Origin of the sequence: Nesterenkonia marinintestina (assembly GCF_025420485.1) — a bacterium.
Classification (GTDB): domain Bacteria; phylum Actinomycetota; class Actinomycetes; order Actinomycetales; family Micrococcaceae; genus Nesterenkonia; species Nesterenkonia marinintestina.
The window spans coordinates 1-16820 of sequence record NZ_JAOEFD010000016.1; the positions used below are offsets into that span (position 1 = coordinate 1).

A 16820-nucleotide genomic window follows, 5' to 3' on the forward strand; every position below is an offset into this window, starting at 1 on the left:
ATCCTGGTACATGAGACCGACCAACCAGGAGACTTCGAGCTAGAAGGCCAGCTGGAGCCGCCGTTCGATGTGCTCTTCAGCGCCGAAACCCGCAAGGCTGTGGCCCAGATCCAGAAAGCCGAACAGAGCCAGTCCAGAAACAAAAACAAAGCGCCGACCCCTGAGGATCGGCGCTTGGATTCATCTGTATCGGCGGTACCCGAACGCACTATTACGTCGACTATCACGCCTATGGTGCCCCCGGCAGGATTCGAACCTGCGACACCCGCTTTAGGAGAGCGGTAAGGTTGCGCCTGTGACTAGGGCGTATAGGAGAATCCCCAGGTCAGCCCCATTCAGGGCGTTCGTGACGGTGCACCGATAACCGGGGTTTCCCATCCTCCTGCGTACTGACTGCGTACTGGAGTCAAGTCCTTGGGATACGTCGCCGTCGGCGAACGACTAACCAATCAGCAATTTCATCGATGCTCGGTTTTGTCTTCGCGATGTACTCAACGAAGTCAGCGACTTCTTCGTCCTCCTCGACCTCAATGTAGTAACCATTGTCAGCGAGGAGAAACTGCGAGGCGGCCCACGCCGTGCGTTTATTCCCCTCACCGAAATACTGCGTGGTCGCAAGCTCGAACAGGAGAGCTGCGGCCTTCTGGAACAAGCCCGGAAAGCGCTGGCAACCGCCGTAACCGCGGTGCGGCGCGTTGCAAGCGCTTTCCAGGCCGTTCCTGTCCCTTACCGGGAGGTCGGTGAAGTGGCCGTTGATCTCGATTAGTAGAGTGGCCGAGATCCTATAGCGGACTTTCAACGCTCCGCGAGGAGAGCGTTTGCACCTGCCCACCGGTCTAGTTGATCTCTTACCAGGTCGGTGATGCGAGGGGCTGGCATTGGCGCTGTGACGACCGGCGCTTCAGGCCCAGGCTTCCCGAGGAGCTCCTGCTGTTCGTAGTAGTCCCGAATAGTCTCACGTGGAATGAGCGGGGACTTGTCACCGACTGCCAGTCCGCGATTTCGAGCGGACACCCAGGGCTCCTCCTGGTGAGTCAATTCGGAAAGTTGTCCGCCGTCGTGGTCCCCGTAGTATGTGATCACGGCGTCCACCACGGCACGGCTAGCATCGTCCAAGTCCTTGGGGTCACCTGGATCCTCGGATGCGGTGTCTCTGTCGTAGTGGAACGCTTGTGGGACAACTGGCCCCATCTCCCACGCCTTGATGTTCTCAGCGTAAAGGGGCTCACCTCGCCAGACGAGGTTCCACGCTTGGGCGTAGTACAGGAGCTTGAGGCGCTTGACTCGCCCCGCATCTGAAACGCTCTGCTGGATATACGTCAGCACATCGAACACGCGGTGCATAGTGGCCTCCCTCCTGGTCCTGGCTGCCACGAATGGTCCTGTTCTCATGTTAGTCAACAGCGCGACGTGGTGCTATCTTCCCGCGCTGACAACGCCCCGGTGGCACCCGTCAGCGGGGTTTGGTAGACCGCAAGAGTCTGGGCTGTGTGTGAATGGGCCAATGCCCGAGGGGTGCCACGCTGGACCCCCTGGAGGGGCATTCAAGCGACTGTGACACCGGTCCTCGCTGACCTCGCGTGTAAGCATCCGGCTATGCCGGTGGGAGGCGACTCTTAGCCCCAGGGCAGGGGCATGGTGGGGGCTACTGGTTCAGGTATTCCTCCCGTGTCAGAGCGGTTGTCTGAGGAAAAAGGATGGGGAGAGATCGCTATGCCGGTGGGAGCGACTTCCCGACCGCTTGTGGAGGGGCATGGGCAGGGCCGGCCAGAGTGAGCACCCCGACCGGCCCCGTTACCGTGCTGCGATCAGCCGGTGATGGTGATCTTTGCCAACCGCTCAGGATAGGCGAAGCCGTAGGCCAGCCGTGCGGTCGCTCGGACCGCGATCCTGTCGGAGCTGAAGTACACGTCGCGGGACGACTCGACCTCGACGTTCTCGCGGATCACCGTGGTGATCGCACTGGAGTCGAGCACCCACACTGTGCCCTCCGTGGCGTGCTGGGAGGCGATCAGCGGCAGCCCGACGACGGTGGTGGTGTCCTCGACCAGGCCGCGGTTCGACCCGTCGGCATCCTTCAGTTGGGCGAGCTTCAGGATGTCCCGCGGGTGCGCGACGATGCTGGTCGCGGTACCGCCTGCCACGGCGATCTCAGTCTTGGCCGAGTGCAGCGGGTCCAGTGAGGCCAGTGCCCCGCCGTCGATCTCCTGCACGTCGGTCTGCTGCGCCAGTCCCTCGGGCCCGGGGGCTTCGGCGTTGCCCAGCAGGGCGGCGTCGGCGTGGAAGATCACCGACTGGGCCAGGGAGCGTCCGACCTCTTCGATGGCTGAGGGGGACGAGTCCTCGGCAAGCTCACGGCTGATCGGGACCAGGCCGGCGAGCTTACGCGGGGTGATGGTCAGCTCCCCGACGTCGAGGGCGGACGGGGCGATCTCTTCACCCTCGCTCACCCAGGCGGCTGCAGCGCCGCTCCGGACGATGGGGATCCTGTACTCGGTGGCCCCGGTCTGGGCGACCTGGGCGACCTCGGCACGGGTGCCCAGTCCCTCGTCGAGCAGCGGCCCCAGGATCAGTGCAGCCCGGTCGCTGGACGCGAGGGCCTGCACATTGGTGGTCAGCATAGTTGACATGTTTTGAACCTTTCAGGCATGGGCGTAGAACGGTGTGATCTGTTCTCTACCGGGGCGGCCCTGCCTGCGTCCGGTGCCCTGCCTGGGGGCGGTCGAGAGTGGGAGGGGAGCCGGGGCGTCGCCGACGCCGGGCCTGGCGTGCGCCCCGGGCTTACCCACCCGTTCGAGTCGGCCTACTTCAGTGCCAGGACTCTTTCACCATTATACCCGCTAGGGGTATCAGCGGTCGCGGATCACGCTGCCCCAATCCCCTCCGGTGTACGGCTTCTCCGGCCCGGTGCCCGCCAGGGGGATATGTCCCTGAAGATGGTGGCGCGACCAGTCAATCCGACCGATGCGCTCGTGCGTGCGCGTCAAGATCTTCGCCGTGGGGTCCTCCGGCAGCCCCAGATCCTCTCGGGTCGAGTTGACCAGATGGAGCAGCCCGGCGTCATCGAACCCGCCTTCTGAGTCGATGAGGGTGTCCAGGTTCGCCCCGCTCATCCGCAGGATCTTCGACGTCATGCCGATGTGCTGAAGCTTCTCGTCGATCACGCTGGTCACGGTGGCCTGCAGCTTCGCGGCCAGCTCGTCCCGTTCGGCCTCGACCTCCCTCAGCCGAAGCCTGTGCCGTTTAGCCTCGCGGCGCAACCGGGCGTCGCCGTCATCCGGTTCGGGGTCGTCGGACTCGGCGGCCTCGTCATGGGCCTCGGCATCGTCGGTGTCGTCCTCGGGATGCTCCGTGATGGGCGCGTCATCCGCAGTGACTTCCTCCGCCCAAGCCTCCTGTTCGGTCTGTTCGTTCGTGTGCTCATGCATCGTCGTCTCCTGTCGTCTCTGCGGGCCAGGTGCTCCAGCCCTTGGCGTCTCCGTGCAGCACCCGGCGCTCGTGCAGCCCGCCCGTGTGGGTGTAACCGACCCAGTACGTGCAGCCGGTGGGCGGTGCGGGGTAGTCATGCTCGGCGATCGTGGTCAGCTCGGCGGCGGTCGGCTCGCGGACTCCGGCGCGGCGTCGGTGGTCGGCCTCGACGGTGCCGGTGTCGCTCACATACCGGGAACATGCCACGCGGTGCTGGTGCAACAGGTCTCGGAGGTGCTGCCCTCCGCACTCTCCGCACGGCGGCGGGACGGGGATATCATTCATCGGTCTCTACCTCCGTAGGTTCGTGGGCCTCGGCCCATGCGGACATCTGGGCGAAGCTGTGGAGTTCGTTCGCGAGGAACCTCGCACCCTCGTCCCCTGACCGACTCAGCACGTACCCCGCCGTGACGAGGATCTGATTCAGCACTGCGAAGTGGTCCGGGGCCCGGACGGCGGTCTGGAGTGCTGAGACCTGGTCACCCCGTGCGGCGTGTTGCAGGGCGGCGAGTCCGGCCTGGGCTGAGGTGAGGACCTGAACATCGGAGAATCCATCACTGGTGGTCATCGCCGGGCCTCCGCTCGTTCCTTCAGCTGGGCGTCCATCTTCTGCAGCTGGGCCTTCTGCCGCTCCAGAGTTACCTGGTTCTCCTTGGCTCGTGCCCTCCACACGTCCCGCTCGGCGCGGAGTGTTTCGGCTCGGGCCTCTAAGCGCTCTACCTTCATGTACACGCCGGTCCGTGATGAGTCGAGGTGATCGTCGTCGGTGGGCAGCTCGTGCGGCAGCTCGGGCTCCGGGGTGCCGTCGGCTGCGTGTAGTGAGTTAGTCATAGTCGGTTCCTTTCGGTCAGGCGGCCCAGTGGTCGCCGTGGATCTCGTCGCAGGAGTAGCACCCGCCGATGAGGTAATCGGCACCGTGCATGGGGCACTCCGGGGCACCCCTTGGGACTTCCGGGACATCCGTGACATCCGGGACATCGCTGTTATCGCGGGCCTGTTCTGTCACGGGTCCTGTCCCGGGTCCCGAGTCGACATGTGAGACAGCGGATCCGTGTGATTTCGGGGTTCGTCCCGCATGTCCCGGGTGTCCCGCTTCTTCCGAGGGGTGTCCCTCCGAGGGGGTCTGAGTGGTCAGGTAGCGGGTGAACGCGTCCTGGAAGTCGGGGCGGCGAAACCCTCGGATGCGTCCGTGGATGGTGGATCTGAACTGCTGGGTCCGGATGTCGTACTGCCGCAGGAACTCGGCGAGCTTCCTCGGTGAGATGGGTGCCCCATACCAATCCGCCCAGGGCCTTTCCTCGAGCTCGGCCAGGTGGTCGATCAGGTCGCCGGTGGCGATCTCGGTGATCCCCTCCTGCTCGAAGATCGTCCTGATGTCCCAGAGCAGCTGGATACCGAGGCTGGGTTTCGAGTCGGAGGACTGGGCGACGATCTTCTCGCAGGTCTCACGGGCCGTCTGGGGCCAGTGTCCGCCGACGCGGTCTGCGATGGCGATCAGCGGCTCCCAGATGTCCGCGGCCCGGTCGGAGACCGCGTCCGGCATGGTTGGGAAGTACCCGGCCAGACCCGGCCGGATGTCATCGGCCAGCTCGGCCAGGCGCGCGCTCAACGCCTCAACGTTCTGCTGCTCCAGGCGGCGACGGTACGGCTCCACTGCCTGCCCCGGTGCACGCTTCTTCATCGGGATCACGAACGTCCTGGTCATCAGGGCGTCCGGGATCTTCGCCCGGGACAGCCCGGCCATCGCCACCGGCGCGAAGGTCGGGAACTTCCTGGTCTCGTGGTTGTCTCCGACGCAGCGCAGCGCGTAGGCGTTCCGGTAATACCCGCTGTTTAAGATCGTGGTCAGGTCGGCGTTGTCCTCGCCCTTACCGGAGTACACCCCGTCGATCTCGTCGAATATGAGAGTCAGCTCTCCCGCCTGCTTGTCGATCTCCCTGAAGATCGCTGCCGGGGTCGCGCTGACGGAGAGGACACTGCGGTGCGACAGGGCCGAGACGACCTCCATCAGACGGGACTTCCCGCTGCCGGGCTCGGCGCTGAACGCTCCCAGCCGGCCGGTGTTGTCGAACTCGGAGATAAGCCACGTGTGCGCCACCCAGAGCGAGACGAGGTTGGAGTGGTGGTCCTCGGGGAAGGCGACGAACCGCTTGACGTAGGCGGTCACGTCGTCCAAGATTGCGGTCTTGTTCTTCATGCGGCGGGCCTCCGTTCTGTCGTCAGTCGCGCATCCTGCCGAGCCTGGGCCGCCTTTATCCCCGCGATCACGGTCGCGGCCGGCTCCATCTGCTCGGCGATCCGCCGCTGTTGCTCCAGCCGCGTAGCAGCCAGCTCGGCGCGGGCGTCCCGATCACCGGCGAGGTAGCCCGCCTCGTATCCGGCATGCCAGTCGACGCAATCGGGGCAGCTCGGCGGAGTGGGCCACACCTCGGCCGGCGTCATGCGGCCTCCCGATGCTCGGCCGGTCCGAGGGGCTGCAACCGGCACACCATCAACTCCGCATAGAGGCCGCGTTGGTGGGCTCGCTCGACCGCCCTCTGCGCGGCGCTCAGTGAGAGGTGGATGCTCCGCCGATAGACGGGCCCCGGATTGTCTCGGCGTCGGATCTGAGTCACGGTGACGACCGTCACCAGGGCACCATCGACGAGGCGGGTGAGGGTGCTGGAGGGGATCATCCGTGCTCACCGTCCTCGGCCTGGTAGGCCTGACGGCGCTTGGCGAGGTGGCGGGCGTGCCATGCGTCGATGGAGTCCGCGTGCATCCTCAGCCAGTCGGCGAACTGTCGCAGGCGCTCGGTGTTGAGGGTCGCGTAACCGGCTGCGTCGATCTCCCCCGTCAAGGAGAGGTCAGCACCGATGCAGTCGGGTTCGCAGTTCAGGTCGGCGGCTTCCAGGACGGAGTAGTGAAGGTGCACGGTCAGAGCCGTGCCATCATAGGCGTGTTCCGGAAAGTGGAGCGTTACCGGTTCGGCGCGGTGGTGCGGCTCGAATCGGGAGTCGGGGCCACATCCCCGCGGGTCGCGGTCGCAGCGGTCGGGATGAATGATCGTCATCGCTGCTCACCGCCCGCCTGGTATGCGGCGATGGCTCGAGTGATTACCTCACTGGCCTCCATCCCGTTGTCGTCGGCATAGGCGGCGAGGTCGGTTACGAATCGGATAGCCCGGCCGGTGTACTGACGGATAGCGTCAAGGGTCTCGTTGGGAGTAAGCTGGTTGTTAGTCATGATCTCTCCTTAGTGTTTGATCGTGGAGCGGCTGGCCTCGGATTGGACGTCACGGGGGTCAGTCGCTTTTTTCTTGATGGGGCGGAGTCGCATCTGCGATCCCTTCTTGTCAGGCCGGGGTGCTCCACTGCTGGTCGATTTGTTCCTGCAGCCAGCGGTCGAGTTCGGCGCGGGGGTAGCGCACCAGGCCGTGCAGCTTCACGGACCGGGGTCCTATCCCTTCGTGCCGCCAGCGGCGCAGGGTGCCCTCGGCGACTCCTAGGTATCCCTCGGCCCCGTTCGGGCCCTTGGTCGGGAACATCTGTCCCGCAGGAGCTTGGGTGGGTGGTGTGCTCATGGTTTCCTCCCTCATGCTGTTCAGTAACATCGAAACCGTGTCACAACGTTTCCGATGTTCCGATGGTAGCCGTCTTCGTCGTCGCGTGCAACTGTGTTCGTGGTAATCCGTTTTCCGTTATGATCGACCTATGACGGACGCTAACGATCAGTCGAGAGCCGAGGGCATCGACCACAACATCGCCCGGTCGATCAAGTCGCGCCGCGATGTGCTGGGGTGGTCTCAGAAGAAGCTCGCCGACGAGCTGAAGGCCGGAGGGCTGCGGATACACCAGCAGGCGGTCAACAACATTGAGAACGGTCACCGTGCGGTGAAGGTCGGCGAAGCGGTGGTCATTGCCGAGGTGCTGGGAGTCACGTTTGAGGATCTGACCCGCGTGCAGCCGAGGCTCGGTATCAGTCAGAGTTACTGGGCCGCGGTCCCGACAAGGGATCACCTGGTGGATGCAGTCTCGGAGATGATCGCGGCCGTGGATCGGCTGCAGTTCGATCTGGACAACGACGGCATTCTTCGGCAGAACACTCTGGGGTTCGGTGAGGACTTCACAGAGGATGCGCGTCGGTTCCTCGACAGGACGGGCCCCGTGCGTGTTGCAGAGCGGGCGCTGCTGCGATGGATCCTGGACGAGTACAACGCCGGCGTTCATCCCGACCCTAGGACGACTGAGAACTACGCTGACGGCGCTATGGAGCTCGTGGCGGCACTGGTCGAGGACAACGCCGCTCTGCAGCACCGATGGTGGTACGCCGACCTGCAGCGCCTCCGGGGGTTAGACGATGCCCCCTCGACGTAACCGTCGCGCCGGCGTCGAGGATCTATGGCGCAACTCGAAGGGTGAGCCCACCAAGAGGGACGGGACCGGGCTGCGGTGGCGTGCCCGCTGGGTGGACCCTCAGGGCCGGGAACGGAGTAAGGCATTTAGGCGACGGGTGGACGCGCAGCGTCACATCGATGAAGTGACGACCGCTCTGACCACTCACCGATACGTGGACCCTGCTGCGGGTCGGACGACCGTGGGGGAGATGCTCAGCCGGTACCTGGCGGGCCGGCAGGTCAAGGCAAAGACGATGGACGGCTATGAGTCGCTGGTGAATGCCCGCATCCTGCCGCGATGGGGCCCGGTGCGACTCGACCAGGTGGCCGGTGACGACGTCAGCGCGTGGATCACCGACCTGCAGCGGGGCGACGATGCCGTGTCGGCAGCCCGGGCCAGACAGGCGGGGATCATTCTGCGGGCCGCCCTGCAGCTCGCCGTCGTCAACCGGATGCTGCCGGAGAACCCCGCTGCCGGTGTGGACCTGCCCGCTGGTAGCGCAAAGCGTAAGGGCGTGCGCCTGTCCGCTGCCGAGCTGTGGAAGGTCGCCGATGAGATGCCCACGGAGGTGGACCGGGCGCTGCTGCTGACATTGGCGCTGACCGGAGTTCGCTGGGGAGAAGTCACGGCGCTAATGGTGGGAGCTGTGGACGTGGACAGGCGACGGCTGACGGTGGAGCGCACCTACACCGACCTGAACGGCGAGATTGTCGAAGGGGTGCCTAAGAATCACGCGACACGCTGGGTGCCCGCTGCGCCGACGGTGATCGAGGCGCTGCGTCCGCTGCTGAAGGGTAAGACGGCGACCGACGATGTGTTCCGCACGTCCTCCGGTGCGGTGCTGCGGCACCGGAACTGGGGCCGGCGTGTATTCCGTCCTGCCCTGGGTCGGGCCGGGTGTGATGAGTCGATGCGGATCCACGACCTGCGGGGTACGGCTGCGTCGCTGGCAATCTCGGCCGGGGCGAACATCCTTGCCTTGCAGCGGATGCTGGGCCATGAGAGCGCCGCGCTGACCCTCGATGTGTATGGGGCGTTGTATGAGGACGATCTGACCGGACTGGCGGAGAAGATCGATTCCGCTGCGTACTCACTGCGTACTGGCGGAGAATCCGACCAGCCTCGCAGCGCCTCTATATCGCGCTGACAAGTGCTTTTATGGTGCCCCCGGCAGGATTCGAACCTGCGACACCCGCTTTAGGAGAGCGGTGCTCTATCCCCTGAGCTACGGAGGCGGGGAGGCATCGTCGGTCCGGCACAGGCCCGGCACCTCGTCGCGCCGCGGACCATCCTACCGGTTCGCACTCGGCGTCACGGCGTGCGGTTCTCCTGCAGGGACCGGCGGATCGCGTCCACCACAACTGAACCGACTACCAGTGCGCCGACCACCACCAGCAGCACCCAGGACACCACGGTCAGGGACGACGCCGTCGCCACCGCCGACTCTGAGAGCTCCGCGGAGCCGAGGATGTGGTCGATCATGAACGTCTTCACGATGTCCACCACCATGAACACCGCCGCCGCGGCGAGCACCAGCCAGCGCAGCACCTTGCCCCGCATCAGCAGCCCCGCCGAGGCCCACGCGGAGAGGAACGCGGACACCGGGAACAGGATCCCCGCGGTCCGATGCAGGAACGTCAGCTGACCCCGGGCGTCATCGTCCATCACCGACCGCAGCCGCTCCACGTCCTCGACGTCGAAGCCGCCCAACCGGGCACCCGGCATCGAGAACCCGCCGGCGAAGTATGTCATCTGCGGCATCGCGAACAGGTGCAGATAGGCGAACAGGAACAGGGTCACCAGCACCAACGCGTAGACCAGCAGCCGCGGATTCGACCGCACAGCCCCGCCGCCCGACGCCCCGGCCGGACTCCGATCCCCGCGACGAGCCGGCTCCACCGACGGGTCGCGCCCCTCACGCTTGGCCTGCCGGAAGGCCCGCAGGCCACCGACCGGACGCTCAGGCTCCGTTCCGCCCGATTCCGGCCCGCGGGCACGTTCGGACGCACCCGAGGACGCGGCCGGGTTGCCGCGGGTGGACTTCCTGCGCCGAGACATGCGCCTCCTGAGACCGTCACAGAGGATGAGGCGGCCGACCGGACCGGCGTCGACGGTCGCGCCACGATGGGCACACAGTATCCCACCCCGAGCCGGCCCGCCGCAGGGCGACCGGAGATGTCACCGCCGCCTCCTACACTGGTGGGACCATGGACTTCGTCTTCACCCCGCCCTCCGAGCGTCCAGACACCGCACCCGGCCGCCCCCACCGGCCCGAGCAGAGCCCCACCCCGGACCAGGTCGACGCCGTCGCCGGCCTCAACGAACCTCAGGCGGAGGCCGTGGTCCACCGGGGCTCGCCGCTGCTCATCGTCGCCGGCGCCGGATCGGGGAAGACCAGGGTGCTCACCCGGCGCATCGCCCACCTGCTGCAGACCGGGGCCGCCCGCCCCCAGGAGATCCTCGCGATCACCTTCACCAACAAGGCCGCCCGGGAGATGAAGGAACGCGTGGCCGAACAGGTCGGCCCCGTCGCCGAACGGATGTGGGTCTCCACCTTCCACTCCTCCTGCGTGCGCATCCTGCGCGCCGAAGCGGCCAACCTGGGCCGGAAGTCCACCTTCACCATCTACGACGCCGCCGACTCCCTGCGCCTGATCACCACCATCGCCAAGCTCCACGACCTCGACCCCAAGCGCTTCGCCCCCCGCGCCATCCGCGGGCGGATCTCCACGCTGAAGAACGAGCTCGTCGACGCCGAGGAGTACACGCGCACCGCACCGCACGAACCGTTCTCCGAAGCCGTGGCCGCGGTCTACCGGGACTACACCGAACGGCTGCGGGCCGCCAACGCCTACGACTTCGACGACCTGCTCACCGAGACCGTGTGGATGTTCGACGCCTTCCCCGCCGTGCTCGACAGCTACCGGCGCCGGTTCCGCCACGTGCTGGTCGACGAATACCAAGACACCAACCACGCCCAGTACCGGCTGGTCCGCCAGCTCACCGGCGACGTCGACGGCGTCGAGACCCCCGGAGCGGAACTCACCGTGGTCGGCGACTCCGACCAGTCGATCTACGCCTTCCGCGGCGCAGACATCCGCAACATCGTCGAGTTCGAACGCGACTACCCGCAGGCGCGCACCGTCCGGCTGGAGCAGAACTACCGCTCCACCCAGACCATCCTCGACGCCGCCAACGCGGTCATCTCCCAGAACGCCGGACGCACCGAGAAGAACCTCTGGACCGACCTGGGGGAGGGGGAGCCGGTCACCCTGCACGTGGCGCCCTCCGAGTCCGACGAGGCCGAATGGATCGCCCGCACCATCGACGCCCTCGGCGACGACCACGGGATCCGGCCCTCCGACGTCGCCGTGTTCTACCGGACCAACGCCCAGTCCCGGTCCCTGGAGGAACGGCTCATCAGCCGCGGCATCCCCTACCGGGTGGTCGGCGGCACTCGGTTCTACGACCGTAAAGAGATCAAGGACGCCCTCGCCTACCTCCACGTGATCAACAACCCCGACGACGACGTCAACCTCCGCCGGATCCTCAACGAGCCCAAGCGGGGCATCGGAGACCGGGCCGAAGGCGCCGTCGCCGCGCTGGCGCAACGGGACCGGACCACCTTCTTCGAAGCCCTGCGCCGGGCCGACGAGGCCCCGGCGATGGCCGCTCGCTCCGCCAAGGCGGTCGCCTCCTTCGTGCGGATGATGGACGACCTCATCGCCCTCAACGAGGACGAGTCCCCGGCCGTTGTGCTCGAAGCCGTGCTGGAGCAGACCGGGATGCTCGAGGCGCTGCGCCAGTCCAAGGACCTGCAGGACGAATCCCGGGCCGACAACCTCGGTGAGCTCGTCGCCGTGATGAAGGAGTACGAGGCCTCCACCGAAGGAGCCGCGCTCGCCGACTTCCTCGAACAGGTCTCCCTCATCGCCGACGCCGACGCCATCCCCTCGGCCGGCGACGAAGAGTCCGAGCGGCTGGCCCGGGAGCAGGGCCAGGTCACCCTGATGACCCTGCACACCGCCAAAGGACTCGAGTTCCCTGTGGTGTTCCTCACAGGGATGGAGCACGGGATCTTCCCCCACGCCCGGTCCATGTCCGACGCCGAGCAGCTCGCCGAAGAGCGGCGGCTGGCCTACGTCGGACTCACCCGCGCCCGCCGTCGCCTCTACCTCAGCCGGGCCGAATCCCGGCACCTGTGGGGCCAGCACCAGTACAACCCGCCCAGCCAGTTCCTCACCGAGATCCCCGAGGAGCTCCTCGAGGTCGACGCCGCCTCCTCCGCCGGGCTCGGCGGCGGACTCAGCGGCAGCCTCTCCGGCGGGTACGACGGAGGATACGGGGCAGCGTCCCGCTACTCCTCCCCGCAGTTCGGCGGATCCGGCGGCCGCGGAGCAGGCTCCGGCCGCTCAGGCTCTGCCGGCCGGCCCCTGGTCTACGGCGCGCCCGGGTCGGAGAAGACATCCTCCTCGCTGCCCGGTGCGCGCCGGGCGGCCGGGTCCATGTCCGGGCCGTCGTCCGGGTCCTCCGCCGGCGGTCCGACCGGCCACGCCGCCGGCTCCGCACCCCGCCAGGTCAACCCGGACCGGGAGATCCCGTCCCTGTCCCCGGGGGACGCCGTCACCCACCAGAAGTTCGGCCGCGGAGAGGTCCTCTCCGTCGAAGGCGCAGGCGACAAGACGGTGGCCAAGGTCAGCTTCGCCGGGAGCGAGAAGCGACTTCTCCTGCGATATGCTCCATTGGAGAAGGCCGACTGAGATCCGCGCCCGTCACGGGCCGGGAACCAGCCGCCTTTTCGGGGCTCAGCGCTGCGCCGCCTGCGCGTCGGTCGATCGGCCACCATCACCGGCGGACCGACTGCGCCGTGACGGAGTGCTCCGCTGGCCCGGACAAGAGATGACTTCGACGCAGAAGGACACCACCCGTGGACCTGTATGAGTACCAGGCGCGCGATCTGTTCGAGGCACACGGAGTTCCCGTGCTCGCCGGCATCGTGGCGCAGACCCCGGAAGAGGCCAAGGCAGCGGCCGAGAAGATCGGCGGCACCGTCGTCGTCAAGGCCCAGGTGAAGGTCGGAGGCCGAGGCAAGGCCGGCGGCGTGAAGCTGGCCAAGTCCGCCGACGAGGCCTACGAGCACGCACAGGCCATCCTGGGCATGGACATCAAGGGACACACCGTCCACCGCGTGATGATCGCCCAGGGCGCCGACATCGCCGAGGAGTACTACTTCTCCATCCTTCTGGACCGCGCCCAGCGCAACTACCTGGCCATGTGCTCCAAGGAGGGCGGCGTCGAGATCGAGCAGCTCGCCGAGGAGCGCCCCGAAGCCCTCGCCCGGGTCGCCGTGGACCCCAACACCGGCGTCGACGCCGAGAAGGCCCGCGAGATCGCCGAGAAGGCCGGCTTCACCGAGGACCTGGACCAGCTGGTCGAGGTCTTCCAGACCCTGTGGACCGTCTTCCAGAAGGAGGACGCCACCCTCGTGGAGGTCAACCCGCTGGTGAAGACCGGCGAGGGGAAGATCATCGCCCTCGACGGCAAGGTCACCGTCGACGAGAACGCCGCCTACCGGCAGCCCGGCCACGCCGACCTCGTCGACGAGCAGACCGAGGACCCCCTGGAGGCCAAGGCCAAGGAGAACGACCTCAACTACGTCAAGCTCGACGGTCAGGTCGGCGTCATCGGCAACGGAGCCGGCCTGGTCATGTCCACCCTCGACGTCGTCGCCTACGCCGGCGAGGCCCACAACGGGGTCAAGCCCGCCAACTTCCTCGACATCGGCGGCGGCGCCTCCGCCGAAGTCATGGCCAACGGCCTCGACGTCATCCTCGGCGACGACCAGGTGAAGTCCGTCTTCGTCAACGTCTTCGGCGGCATCACCTCCTGCGACGCAGTGGCCAACGGCATCGTCAAAGCCCTGGAGATCCTCGGCGACACCGCCTCCAAGCCGCTGGTCGTCCGCCTCGACGGCAACAACGTCGAAGAGGGCCGCCGCATCCTCGACGAGGCGAACCACCCGCTGGTCACCATTGCCGACACCATGGACGAAGGCGCCGACAAGGCCGCCGAACTGGCTAACAAGTAAGGACTGAGACTTCCCAATGTCTATCTACCTGAACAAGGACTCGAAGGTCATCGTCCAGGGCATCACCGGCGGCGAGGGCACCAAGCACACCCGTCTGATGCTCAAGGCCGGCACCAACATCGTCGGCGGTGTCAACGCCCGCAAGGCCGGCACCACGGTGGAGCACCAGGACAAGGACGGCAACGACATCTCGCTGCCCGTGTTCGGCTCCGTGACCGAGGCCATGGAGGAGACCGGCGCCGACGTCTCGGTGGCCTTCGTGCCGCCCAAGTTCGCCAAGGACGCCGCGATCGAGGCCGTCGACGCGGGCATCGGCCTGCTGGTGGTCATCACCGAGGGCATCCCGGTCCAGGACACCGCCGAGTTCTACAACTACGCGGCCTCCAAGACCGGGGCCGACGGGAAGCCGACCACCCGCATCGTCGGCCCGAACTGCCCCGGCGTCATCACCCCGGGTGAGGCGCTGGCCGGCATCACCCCGGCCAACATCACCAACAAGGGTCCGATCGGTCTGGTGTCCAAGTCCGGCACCCTGACCTACCAGATGATGTACGAGCTGCGGGACATCGGGTTCTCCACCTCCATCGGCATCGGCGGGGACCCGGTCATCGGCACCACGCACATCGACGCCCTGGAGTCCTTCGAGAACGACCCGGACACCGAGGCCATCGTGATGATCGGCGAGATCGGCGGCGACGCCGAGGAGCGCGCGGCCGACTACATCAAGGCCAACGTCACCAAGCCGGTCGTCGGCTACGTGGCCGGGTTCACCGCACCGGAGGGCAAGACCATGGGCCACGCCGGCGCCATCGTCTCCGGCTCCTCCGGCACCGCGGAGGCCAAGAAGGAGGCCCTCGAGGCCGCCGGCGTGAAGGTCGGCAAGACCCCGTCGCAGACCGCCGAGCTGCTGCGGGAGATCTACAAGGGCTGAGACCCGCCTCCCCAGACATCGAGTCCCCGATCTCCGGCGCATTCCACGGGCATTCCGCCCGCAGATGCTGCAGAGATCGGGGACTCGATGTGTGTCGGGAGCAGTCCCGGGCTCAGTACTCGCGCTCGGGGTGCTCGCCGAAGGCGAAGTGCCGTCCCGAGACCTCCTCCGGGACGATGCGTACGTAGTGGTCCTTCATCGTCGGGACCCACGGCTTGAGGTTCAGCTCCTCGGCGCGGGCGACCTCTGCGTCGCTCTCCAGCAGCTGCGCCTGACCGCGCAGCACCACCGACCAGGCCTGATCCTCCAGGATCCCGTCGGCCTCGACCACGACGCTCTCGTTGATCACCATCCCGGCGAGCTTGTTCCCCGGAGCCGTGCGCATCACCAGCGTGCGGTCCTGGACGGCGAAGTTGAACGGGAAGATCTCCACCCGTCCGCCCGGGACCACCACCAGACGCCCGTGGGAGGTGCGCTCGAGGAGCTGCCACGCCTGATCCTCGTCCAGCACCAGGACCGGCTCGTCGTCGGGGTGATCGAACATCAGATGCCTGCTGTCTGCCATCTCGTTCCGTCCTTCCTGTTCCGCCGCAGATCCCGCGCGGACCGCGGAGAGGTGGGAACTCCATCCTAGCCACCGGCTCCGGGCTCGGGCAGGGTGCTCAGGGGTGGACAGGCGTGGACAGGTGCGGGCACGGCCGAGACGAAGGTTCCGGACGGGGGCGAGGGGTCAGGTGACGGCGACGTCCAGCAGCGACCCCACCACATAGGTGATCGCCGCGGCTCCCAACCCGATCCCCAGCTGACGAAGCCCACGAGTCAGCGGCGACGACCCCGACAGCAGCCCCACGATGCCGCCGGTGACCATGAGCGCGACCGCGACCAGTCCGCAGGCGATCAGCAGCGCGGTGAGCCCCGTGGCGCCGAGGAGGAACGGGATGATCGGGATCAGGGCGCCGGAGGCGAAGAAGCAGAAGCTGGACAGCGCCGCACCCCAGGCGTTGCCGATGGCGTGGTGGTCCTCCGAGCGGTCCACCGGCCCCTGGGCCCCGTCGGGATGGGCGGAGAACGACGGATTGCAGTCGCAGGAGAAGCGTCCCATCCGCTCCATGGCCCGGTGGTGGGCGTCCTCGGGGGACATGCCGCGTGCCAGGTAGACCAGCTCGAGCTCGTTCTCGTCGACGTCGAGGTGTCGGGCCGCCTCCAGGGTGACCTGCGTGGGGGAGGACGCCTCCAGCAGCTCCCGCTGGGAGCGCACCGAGACGAACTCCCCGGCCGCCATGGACAGAGCGCCTGCCAGCAGCCCCGCCACGCCCGTGGCCAGCACCACCGAGGAGGAGACGCTCGTCGCTCCGATGCCCATGACCAGGGCCAGGTTGGAGACGAGGCCGTCGTTGGCCCCGAAGACCGCCGCGCGGAAGTTCCCCGCCAGCCGCTCCCGACCCTCGGCGGCCAACCCGCGCACGACCTCCTCATGGATGGCCTCGTCGGCGGCCATGCCCGGAGTGGCGTCGGCGTCCTTGGCGTACGGGGAGTCGCCCTCGGCGCGCTGGGCCAGCGCCAGGACGAAGACCGACCCGAAGAGCCGGGCCATCAGGCGCAGCAGGATCCGGTGCGCCGAGGGCCGGGGCGGGTCGTCCGCGTGCTCGCCGAGCAGGTCCCTCCAGTGCTGCTGGTGGCGCCGCTCGGCCTCCGCCAGACCTTCGAGGACGCGGCGCTGGCTCCCCGAACGGCGCGCGGCCAGGTCCGAGTAGAGCCTCTCCTCGGCGATCTCATCGGCCAGGTACCGCCGCCATCGCCGGATCTGCCGAGGCGTCGCCTCGGGACGCGCGGGGTCTCTGGTCTCGTCCACGGACACCATTGTCTCCGGATCGGGCTCAGCGACGAAGACCGTAGGCTACTGTTGCGGATCTGGGGTTCGGCTAAAACCCCCGTGCGAGGCCTGATAGCGTCGGGC

The 16820-nt window shown here is 67.2% G+C and carries 20 protein-coding genes and 2 tRNA genes; 5 read left to right on the forward strand and 17 right to left on the reverse strand.

What is annotated here, in order from left to right; genetic code table 11:
- Positions 1–232: 232 nt before the first annotated feature.
- The 13 genes from N7E59_RS10805 to N7E59_RS10865 all read right to left on the reverse strand — a co-directional run bounded on the left by N7E59_RS10805 (position 233) and on the right by N7E59_RS10865 (position 7030).
- Positions 233–306, reverse strand: a tRNA-Ser gene (locus tag N7E59_RS10805).
- 100 nt (positions 307–406) lie between these two features.
- Positions 407–799: a type II toxin-antitoxin system death-on-curing family toxin gene (locus N7E59_RS10810; protein ID WP_261624948.1), complete on the reverse strand. Its 393-nt coding sequence runs from the start codon at positions 797–799 to the stop codon at positions 407–409.
- On the reverse strand, positions 796–1374 hold the full coding sequence (locus N7E59_RS10815; RefSeq protein WP_261624949.1) for a Panacea domain-containing protein: 579 nt from the start codon (positions 1372–1374) through the stop codon (positions 796–798). The genes N7E59_RS10810 and N7E59_RS10815 overlap by 4 nt, the downstream gene beginning before the upstream one ends.
- A gap of 434 nt (positions 1375–1808) precedes the next feature.
- Entirely contained in the window at positions 1809–2630 is an 822-nt protein-coding gene (locus tag N7E59_RS10820) for a phage major capsid protein (RefSeq protein ID WP_261624950.1), read from the reverse strand.
- Between the two features lie 219 nt (positions 2631–2849).
- Positions 2850–3428 (reverse strand): hypothetical protein, encoded by a 579-nt coding sequence (locus tag N7E59_RS10825; RefSeq protein WP_261624951.1) that lies wholly within the window; start codon positions 3426–3428, stop codon positions 2850–2852.
- Complete coding sequence (locus N7E59_RS10830) at positions 3421–3657, reverse strand: hypothetical protein (RefSeq protein WP_261624952.1); 237 nt, start codon at positions 3655–3657, stop codon at positions 3421–3423. The genes N7E59_RS10825 and N7E59_RS10830 overlap by 8 nt, the downstream gene beginning before the upstream one ends.
- 88 nt (positions 3658–3745) lie before the next feature.
- On the reverse strand, positions 3746–4036 hold the full coding sequence (locus N7E59_RS10835) for a hypothetical protein (protein WP_261624953.1): 291 nt from the start codon (positions 4034–4036) through the stop codon (positions 3746–3748).
- A complete protein-coding gene (locus tag N7E59_RS10840) occupies positions 4033–4299 on the reverse strand; it encodes a hypothetical protein (RefSeq protein ID WP_261624954.1) in 267 nt (88 codons plus the stop codon). The genes N7E59_RS10835 and N7E59_RS10840 overlap by 4 nt, the downstream gene beginning before the upstream one ends.
- Before the next feature lie 16 nt (positions 4300–4315).
- On the reverse strand, positions 4316–5665 hold the full coding sequence (locus tag N7E59_RS10845) for a DUF3631 domain-containing protein (protein WP_261624955.1): 1350 nt from the start codon (positions 5663–5665) through the stop codon (positions 4316–4318).
- Complete coding sequence (locus tag N7E59_RS10850; protein ID WP_261624956.1) at positions 5662–5910, reverse strand: hypothetical protein; 249 nt, start codon at positions 5908–5910, stop codon at positions 5662–5664. The genes N7E59_RS10845 and N7E59_RS10850 overlap by 4 nt, the downstream gene beginning before the upstream one ends.
- Before the next feature lie 229 nt (positions 5911–6139).
- Entirely contained in the window at positions 6140–6382 is a 243-nt protein-coding gene (locus tag N7E59_RS10855) for a hypothetical protein (RefSeq protein WP_261624957.1), read from the reverse strand.
- A 134-nt stretch (positions 6383–6516) separates the two neighbouring features.
- Positions 6517–6693, reverse strand: coding sequence for a hypothetical protein (locus N7E59_RS10860; protein WP_261624958.1), 177 nt, complete (start codon positions 6691–6693; stop codon positions 6517–6519).
- A gap of 109 nt (positions 6694–6802) precedes the next feature.
- Positions 6803–7030 (reverse strand): helix-turn-helix transcriptional regulator, encoded by a 228-nt coding sequence (locus N7E59_RS10865; RefSeq protein ID WP_261624959.1) that lies wholly within the window; start codon positions 7028–7030, stop codon positions 6803–6805.
- Positions 7031–7160: 130 nt separating this feature from the next.
- Between N7E59_RS10865 and N7E59_RS10870 the strand changes: the two genes are divergently transcribed.
- Together N7E59_RS10870 and N7E59_RS10875 are read left to right on the forward strand one after the other, a co-directional pair.
- The gene (locus N7E59_RS10870; protein WP_261624960.1) at positions 7161–7823 is read left to right on the forward strand and encodes a helix-turn-helix transcriptional regulator; all 663 of its coding nucleotides are present in this window, start codon (positions 7161–7163) and stop codon (positions 7821–7823) included.
- 229 nt (positions 7824–8052) lie between these two features.
- Positions 8053–8991 carry a tyrosine-type recombinase/integrase gene (locus tag N7E59_RS10875; RefSeq protein WP_261624961.1) on the forward strand — a complete coding sequence of 313 codons (939 nt, stop codon included), beginning with the start codon at positions 8053–8055 and terminating at the stop codon, positions 8989–8991.
- A 12-nt stretch (positions 8992–9003) separates the two neighbouring features.
- On the opposite strand, the gene N7E59_RS10880 is transcribed toward N7E59_RS10875, so the two are convergent.
- Positions 9004–9079 (reverse strand) — tRNA-Arg (locus N7E59_RS10880).
- Positions 9080–9155: 76 nt separating this feature from the next.
- Positions 9156–9902, reverse strand: a complete 747-nt coding sequence (locus tag N7E59_RS10885) for a hypothetical protein (protein WP_261624962.1) — start codon at positions 9900–9902, stop codon at positions 9156–9158.
- A gap of 149 nt (positions 9903–10051) precedes the next feature.
- Here N7E59_RS10885 and N7E59_RS10890 point away from each other — a divergent pair, with 149 nt between their 5' ends.
- The 3 genes from N7E59_RS10890 (at position 10052) to sucD (ending at position 14863) form a co-directional block, all read left to right on the forward strand.
- The gene (locus N7E59_RS10890) at positions 10052–12604 is read left to right on the forward strand and encodes a UvrD-helicase domain-containing protein (protein ID WP_261624963.1); all 2553 of its coding nucleotides are present in this window, start codon (positions 10052–10054) and stop codon (positions 12602–12604) included.
- 167 nt (positions 12605–12771) lie between these two features.
- Entirely contained in the window at positions 12772–13932 is a 1161-nt protein-coding gene (gene sucC, locus N7E59_RS10895) for an ADP-forming succinate--CoA ligase subunit beta (RefSeq protein WP_261624964.1), read from the forward strand.
- 16 nt (positions 13933–13948) lie between these two features.
- Entirely contained in the window at positions 13949–14863 is a 915-nt protein-coding gene (sucD, locus tag N7E59_RS10900) for a succinate--CoA ligase subunit alpha (RefSeq protein ID WP_261624965.1), read from the forward strand.
- 112 nt (positions 14864–14975) lie between these two features.
- On the opposite strand, the gene N7E59_RS10905 is transcribed toward sucD, so the two are convergent.
- Complete coding sequence (locus tag N7E59_RS10905; protein WP_261624966.1) at positions 14976–15428, reverse strand: pyridoxamine 5'-phosphate oxidase family protein; 453 nt, start codon at positions 15426–15428, stop codon at positions 14976–14978.
- Positions 15429–15593: 165 nt separating this feature from the next.
- Positions 15594–16724 carry a VIT1/CCC1 transporter family protein gene (locus tag N7E59_RS10910; RefSeq protein ID WP_261624967.1) on the reverse strand — a complete coding sequence of 377 codons (1131 nt, stop codon included), beginning with the start codon at positions 16722–16724 and terminating at the stop codon, positions 15594–15596.
- Positions 16725–16820: the final 96 nt, after the last annotated feature.

Excerpts from the sequence above, each read along its gene's own strand:
- N7E59_RS10825 (WP_261624951.1), bottom strand. The coding sequence starts at position 3,428 with ATGCATGAGCACACGAACGAACAGACCGAACAGGAGGCTTGGGCGGAG.
- N7E59_RS10835 (WP_261624953.1), bottom strand. The coding sequence starts at position 4,036 with ATGACCACCAGTGATGGATTCTCCGATGTTCAGGTCCTCACCTCAGCC.
- N7E59_RS10890 (WP_261624963.1), top strand. The coding sequence starts at position 10,052 with ATGGACTTCGTCTTCACCCCGCCCTCCGAGCGTCCAGACACCGCACCC.
- sucD (WP_261624965.1), top strand. The coding sequence starts at position 13,949 with ATGTCTATCTACCTGAACAAGGACTCGAAGGTCATCGTCCAGGGCATC.
- N7E59_RS10885 (WP_261624962.1), bottom strand. The coding sequence starts at position 9,902 with ATGTCTCGGCGCAGGAAGTCCACCCGCGGCAACCCGGCCGCGTCCTCG.
- N7E59_RS10870 (WP_261624960.1), top strand. The coding sequence starts at position 7,161 with ATGACGGACGCTAACGATCAGTCGAGAGCCGAGGGCATCGACCACAAC.
- N7E59_RS10820 (WP_261624950.1), bottom strand. The coding sequence starts at position 2,630 with ATGTCAACTATGCTGACCACCAATGTGCAGGCCCTCGCGTCCAGCGAC.
- N7E59_RS10850 (WP_261624956.1), bottom strand. The coding sequence starts at position 5,910 with ATGACGCCGGCCGAGGTGTGGCCCACTCCGCCGAGCTGCCCCGATTGC.
- N7E59_RS10910 (WP_261624967.1), bottom strand. The coding sequence starts at position 16,724 with ATGGTGTCCGTGGACGAGACCAGAGACCCCGCGCGTCCCGAGGCGACG.
- N7E59_RS10875 (WP_261624961.1), top strand. The coding sequence starts at position 8,053 with ATGCTCAGCCGGTACCTGGCGGGCCGGCAGGTCAAGGCAAAGACGATG.
- N7E59_RS10905 (WP_261624966.1), bottom strand. The coding sequence starts at position 15,428 with ATGGCAGACAGCAGGCATCTGATGTTCGATCACCCCGACGACGAGCCG.
- N7E59_RS10865 (WP_261624959.1), bottom strand. The coding sequence starts at position 7,030 with ATGAGCACACCACCCACCCAAGCTCCTGCGGGACAGATGTTCCCGACC.
- N7E59_RS10860 (WP_261624958.1), bottom strand. The coding sequence starts at position 6,693 with ATGACTAACAACCAGCTTACTCCCAACGAGACCCTTGACGCTATCCGT.
- N7E59_RS10845 (WP_261624955.1), bottom strand. The coding sequence starts at position 5,665 with ATGAAGAACAAGACCGCAATCTTGGACGACGTGACCGCCTACGTCAAG.
- N7E59_RS10840 (WP_261624954.1), bottom strand. The coding sequence starts at position 4,299 with ATGACTAACTCACTACACGCAGCCGACGGCACCCCGGAGCCCGAGCTG.